The following is a 5,568-nucleotide window of genomic DNA, read 5'->3' as shown; positions in this document are numbered from 1 at the left end:
CATCCCATGTACGTATCAGGAACTGGTAGCGACCTGCTGCACTGGAGTGGATCTCATAAGCAGGAAGCCAAACAAGCTGGCGTGGGTGATCGTTGTAACTGCTGAACGTCTTACCGCCGACAATCACATTAAAACCGTCTTGATTGCCAAAGCGTGGCGTACCTTCGGCAAATGCCAATGTATCGAGGAAGGCCGCCACGTTGCCGGCGCGTGTATCGCTTGGCGGTACTGGCTCAACGCGCAGCAGTTCCGCCTCCTCAAGCCAATGAGTAGGAGAATGAGCAGACATAGAAGCCTCAGAAATTGGTGACGTGAAGTAATCGGACAGAAAGGATCAAACAAACAGGAACGCAGAGCAGCCAGCAGCGTTGAATAATGTTACAAGGGCTAGCCAGTCTTGGATGACTGAGCTATAGCCTAATGGTCAGACGCAAATACACCTCTCAAATGGAACCTGGAGGATCGCATGAAAAAGTGGATTATGATGGCGGCCGCAAATTGGCTGCGTAAGCCAGAAAATCAGCAGAAAGCTAAATCAGCATGGAACAAGTTTCGAGATCGCAAATCTTCGGAACAGACATCACAATCTCAGCCCACGTCGCGCAATACTACTGAACGCCGACCTGGCGAGAACTCCGATAGGCAGCATTAACCCCTACTGCCCAGGCGGCGGCAATCTTGCTGCCAAGAAAAAATAAAACGTAGATACGCAAAAGCCCCACCGGGTGACCGGCAGGGCTTCAAGAAGTGATGGCTAATCGCGCAGCTAGCGCAGCCTAGATAAAATACTGCCTCAATCACGACACTTAGGCAAATAGTTTTTTTTACACAGCTCTTTCGGTGTAAGCAGTGATGAATTTGAGCTTCCCAATGTATAGCATGAAGCCTATATTTAGTTAATTAAGGGTCTGTTACCAATACAAAGGGGGGATGCCTTATATGGCCATGAGCACGTTCATCGAGAGATAAGCAGCGCACACGGAGATTGGGCATCATGTTATCGTTTTTCATCTAACGTGCTGAATTTTAATAGAATGTGATATGTTCGATCAAGAAAAACAACATTATTGAACGCACTTTCTCGTTCCAGTGGTATGTGTAAGCAAGCAGACTAATAACTATTATCGCCTTAAGAGGATACGCAATGAGTTTGGAAGATAAATTATCTGGGTGGACAGGGCCTTCAAGTAGCACGGAGCAGGATAAGCAGGATAGAACGGAGCGGATGATTCGCCAAGCGATAGACTCACATGAGCCATTGAATGGCTGTTCATTGAAGGTTTTTGCGAAGGGGTCTTATGCTAATAATACTAATGTGCGATCAGATAGTGATGTTGATATAGCGGTAGAGTGCACTGAATGTCAATACTGGGAAAAAACTGAAAATACTAATCATACGCCCAGCGGGCCATATGAAGGAATTTGGACACCAGCAAAGTTAAGAGCAGAGCTCCTATCTGCTATGAATGCAAAATTTCCCGGCCATGTAGACTCTTCTGGTTCTACCGCAATACAGATAAATTCTAACTCAGCACGCGTTGATGCTGATGTGGTTCCATGTTTTAGCTATCGCTACTACATGAGCCATGGATCGATAAACGGAACAAAGATATTTAAAGCCGATGGCAGCAGCATCGTTAACTACCCAATCCAGCAAAAGGAAAATGGAACAGCAAAGAATAATCGAACCGGATATGCTTATAAGAAAGGTGCGCGCCTGCTAAAGCGGATTGAAAATGCAATGTCACAAGATGGAAAATTTCGTGAATTACCATCATTTTTTATGGAATGTTTAGCCTATAATTGTCCAGACAGTGTATTTTCTCACCCAACATGGACAGAACGCCTTAGAGCTATGCTTGTCCATATCTGGAGTAACCTTCAAGGTGATGAGGAGCCGGCATCTGGTCGCTGGTTGGAGGTGAATGAGTGCTTCTTTTTGTTTCATAATAACCAAAAATGGACTCGTGAGGATGGACGCGACTTTGCAAAATCGGCATGGAACTATTTAGGATACAAGTAATGCGTAACATAACACTTAAGAGTACGTTATATATTCTAGTCGTAATTTCAGCTATTGCTTGGTTTACTCTAGCCTACTTTGGTGGTTTAGACTTATCAAAAGTTGATGACTTTTTTGGGCTTATACCAAAAGTTGTGACTATTGATCTTCTAGTAGTTGCAGTGTTTGTTAAATGGGGCTGGAAACTTAAAATTTTTAGAGGGTGGCTTGTTCCTTTCCCAGATCTAAATGGAAGCTGGATAGGATTTATATACTCTGACTGGAAGAATCCCAAAACAGGAGAAAAGCCACTTCCCATACCAGTAATGCTCACAGTAAAACAATCTTTCTTTCATATTCATTGCATGATGCTTACAAGTGAAATGGAAAGCTCTTCGTATTCTGAGGGTTTTCTTATCGAACCGGATCGACAAATTAAAACCCTTGCATATTCCTACAGCAGCAAGTCTAGGTTAAGCTTGAATGAACGGAGTATCCCTCATGATGGGACAGCCGTGTTTAAGATCATTGAAAAGCCAAAGCAAAAACTAGTAGGCAGGTATTGGACAGAGAGATTAACAAAGGGTGAAATCGCTCTTGAGCATCACGCAAAAGAAATACTTGATGAACTTCCGGAAGAGTTGGGAGAGCACCCCGTAACGGAAGATGAAAATCGACGCTAATAAAGCGCTGCTATCGGAAAGCTTTCCCGCTGCGCTCCGATTTTTTCGTAGCGCTACGTGTTAAAAAATTATTAACAACATCTGCTCAAAACATACAAGGATATCAAATGAATATGGAGCGAAGTGAAATCAGGAATTCGTTAAAGATTGCACTACTAGATAAAGTAAGAAAACAAGATTATGGAAAATATCTATTAAGAATTGACATAAATAAAATCAGGGGTTTTTCAGGAGAAACAGTTTCTTTTGATTTTCCTGTAACAGCGTTAATTGGGCCCAATGGGAGTGGCAAATCTTCAATCCTTGGTGCTGCGGCTTGTGCATATAAAACCATAAAGCCAGGGCTATTTTTTCCAAAGAGCGCAATTGGCGATAATAGTATGTCTGGCTGGCGAGCAGAGTATGAAGCAGTTGATAAGACACTGAGTAAGCGTCAATCGGTACGAAGAAACAGTAAGTTTAAAAGTGCGAAGTGGATTAGATCTGATGTTTTGTATCGACCAACAATGTTTTTCGGAATAGAGCGTACTGTACCTGCCGGAGAGAAAAGCAAGTACAAAAAGCTTATGCGCTCAACTTATAATCATAAAGGCACAATTTCCGGAATCGACAAAGATGTATCTACTCAAGTTGAGCATGTACTTGGCAAGGACGTTAAGAATTTTCGCGTTGCAGACATTGGTGGTAATGACAGCTTTTTGGTAGGGCATAGTGATGGCGTTGACTATTCTGAGTTTCATTTTGGGGCTGGAGAATCATCAATTATACGAATGATTAAGGAAATTGAAGCTGCTCCTGATAACTCGCTGATATTGATAGAAGAAATTGAAAATGGTTTGCATCCAATTGCAACGCAAAGGATGGTTGAATACTTAATTGATGTTGCAGAAAGAAAAAGTATTCAAGCAATTTTTACCACCCATAGTGATTACGCACTTGGCCCACTGCCAAACGAAGCAATTTGGGCTTGCATCAACGGCAAGCTTAAGCAGGGAAAGTTGAATGTAGAAGCCCTTCGAGCCGTTTCAGGTCGAGTGGATAAAGCAGTTGCTATATTCGTTGAAGATGTTTTTGCTAAGAAATGGGTTGATGCAATACTGAGAGAGAAATTGGGTGAAAAGTATGGCCAGGTTGAAGTTTATTCAGTTGCAGGTGATGGAAACGCTGTAAACACTCACATATCACATAAAAACAATCCTGCCATTTCCTTCAGGTCTGTATGCATAATTGATGGAGACTCTTCCCAACAAGATGACGATGGAAATGGAATATATAGGTTACCAGGACGACAGCCTGAAATTGAAGTTTATGAAAATATACTTGATCATTTAGACGATCAATTGGCTTTGTTAACCGTTTCCTGTCAACGGTCGCCAGAATCACAGGAAATGGTTAGAGAGAAGGTTGCTGAGGTCATACGAACTAATAGAGATCCACATCTTTTGTTTAATCAAGTTGGAATTGAAATTGGCTTTGTGAGTGAGGATATTGTAAGGGGTGCTTTTTTCTCTTTATGGATTAGAAACAATGAAGAGTTTTGTAATTCGCTAGCTAAAAATATAGGAGATATATTACCTTAAATGATCACAAAAATTGTAGACATGGCGATGCCAATTACATTGCAAACTTGGCTCTTTTTATAGGCACACATGTTGCTAGCGTTATGACATTCTCGCTTAAAAGGCCGAAAGAAGTCCCTACTTAACCACTTCGATAAGGCATTGAGATTGTAATTGCGTCGGCCATTATTATTGGCCAACGCAATTCAATCTAAGCCCGCCCGACCTCCTCCACCGCCAACACCTGCCACAACCGTTTACGCGCCCGCTTACCCGCTACCTGCAACGCCTCAACACTCTCAAAGTGCCGTACGCCTTCATTCAGCCCCAGCGCCCTGAGCAACACCTCCTGCCGTTCAACCATCTGCCTGACAGTCACCATCCAAATGCTATGGCCCATCTTCTCTGGACGGATGCGGGCGGCCTGCATCAGCATGGCCGCGGCCTGGCGTTTGGGCAGTTGATCCAACAACCAACCACAGGTCTTATGCCACTGGCTTTGGGGGTGGTAGCGAAGCGCGGCCAACATGGCCTGGTCACTACGACCACCGCCGCCAGGTACCTCACCTGCTAGGGCCGTTACACTGAACGGCTGAAAACCAGGGTTATCGTGACGGTAATCAAGCTGCAGCTCCAGCATGGTGTCGATGATGCGTGATACGGCCGCATCACGCGCTCGTTCATCACTCTTCGCCGCTTCCACGACACGCCAGGGGTTTGCTACTCGCTTCCAATCATCAAACTGCATCTGGCTCCCCTTCTGCTGTGTCATCACCCCTTCCTCCACTCGGTACCACTCTCTAGCGCCAGCCGTTCACCCAGTATTTGCGTGCGGGGCCAACTGGCGTATTCCCTAAGCACTGCTTTGGCCTCCTCGAGCCCTAGCGCCAGCACCGCGCAATAGCCTTCGTACTCACTGTTTTCCAGCCACTCGAATTGGCTATCGGCTAACGGCGCATCCTTGGGCGGGGTGGCCTTGAACTCGAGGTACAGGCCAAACCAACCGCCGCGGGCCTGACGCACGGGGAGATCGCTAACGCCCGCCTTCACGCCCTGGCGTTTAAGGTCGCTCGCGGTTTTCTTATTGCGGTGGCCACCGTTGGGCACATGGAAGGTGGCATCGAACAACTCGCCTACCGGTTGGCCGCGCATCTTCTCGCCATACAGCCAACGGATCAGCACGGCTTGCTCCTGCCCTTCCCAATCAACGGGCTTTGCCCGGGGCGCGCCGTTTTTGGTCAGTGCTCGAGGGCGGCGGGGTTTCTGAATTCGTAACGTCACGCCATCCCCCCGGCGATCTGGTCGAGCATTCGTTGCTGGCGCT

General features: G+C 45.7%; 5 protein-coding genes and 1 pseudogene. 3 read left to right on the top strand and 3 right to left on the bottom strand.

Translation table 11 applies throughout. The features are described 5' to 3' along the window. Positions 1-289, bottom strand: a pseudogene (locus K7H09_RS24050) (glycoside hydrolase); the annotation flags it as partial. 855 nt (positions 290-1,144) lie between these two features. Here K7H09_RS24050 and K7H09_RS24045 point away from each other — a divergent pair. The 3 genes from K7H09_RS24045 (at position 1,145) to K7H09_RS24035 (ending at position 4,265) form a co-directional block, all read left to right on the top strand. Beyond that, a complete protein-coding gene (locus tag K7H09_RS24045) occupies positions 1,145-2,023 on the top strand; it encodes a nucleotidyltransferase domain-containing protein (protein WP_230806326.1) in 879 nt (292 codons plus the stop codon). Further along, complete coding sequence (locus K7H09_RS24040; protein WP_230806324.1) at positions 2,023-2,685, top strand: hypothetical protein; 663 nt, start codon at positions 2,023-2,025, stop codon at positions 2,683-2,685. The genes K7H09_RS24045 and K7H09_RS24040 overlap by 1 nt, the downstream gene beginning before the upstream one ends. 107 nt (positions 2,686-2,792) lie before the next feature. Next, on the top strand, positions 2,793-4,265 hold the full coding sequence (locus K7H09_RS24035; RefSeq protein ID WP_230806322.1) for an ATP-dependent nuclease: 1,473 nt from the start codon (positions 2,793-2,795) through the stop codon (positions 4,263-4,265). A 190-nt stretch (positions 4,266-4,455) separates the two neighbouring features. On the opposite strand, the gene K7H09_RS24030 is transcribed toward K7H09_RS24035, so the two are convergent. Continuing rightward, positions 4,456-5,016, bottom strand: coding sequence for a hypothetical protein (locus K7H09_RS24030; protein ID WP_230806320.1), 561 nt, complete (start codon positions 5,014-5,016; stop codon positions 4,456-4,458). Further along, positions 5,016-5,568: hypothetical protein (locus K7H09_RS24025; RefSeq protein ID WP_330165628.1), on the bottom strand; the 553-nt coding region annotated here is incomplete at its 5' end. The genes K7H09_RS24025 and K7H09_RS24030, both read right to left, overlap by 1 nt.

Origin of the sequence: Halomonas sp. IOP_14, from assembly GCF_021021315.1 — a bacterium.
Taxonomy (GTDB): domain Bacteria; phylum Pseudomonadota; class Gammaproteobacteria; order Pseudomonadales; family Halomonadaceae; genus Vreelandella; species Vreelandella titanicae.
Note: the sequence above shows the minus strand (reverse complement) of the source record. Positions and strands in the feature narration are given on the sequence as shown.

What these genes read in the sequence shown, in the direction of transcription:
- K7H09_RS24045 (WP_230806326.1), top strand. Translation starts at nt 1,145, where the DNA reads ATGAGTTTGGAAGATAAATTATCTGGGTGGACAGGGCCTTCAAGTAGC.
- K7H09_RS24040 (WP_230806324.1), top strand. Translation starts at nt 2,023, where the DNA reads ATGCGTAACATAACACTTAAGAGTACGTTATATATTCTAGTCGTAATT.
- K7H09_RS24035 (WP_230806322.1), top strand. Translation starts at nt 2,793, where the DNA reads ATGAATATGGAGCGAAGTGAAATCAGGAATTCGTTAAAGATTGCACTA.
- K7H09_RS24030 (WP_230806320.1), bottom strand. Translation starts at nt 5,016, where the DNA reads ATGACACAGCAGAAGGGGAGCCAGATGCAGTTTGATGATTGGAAGCGA.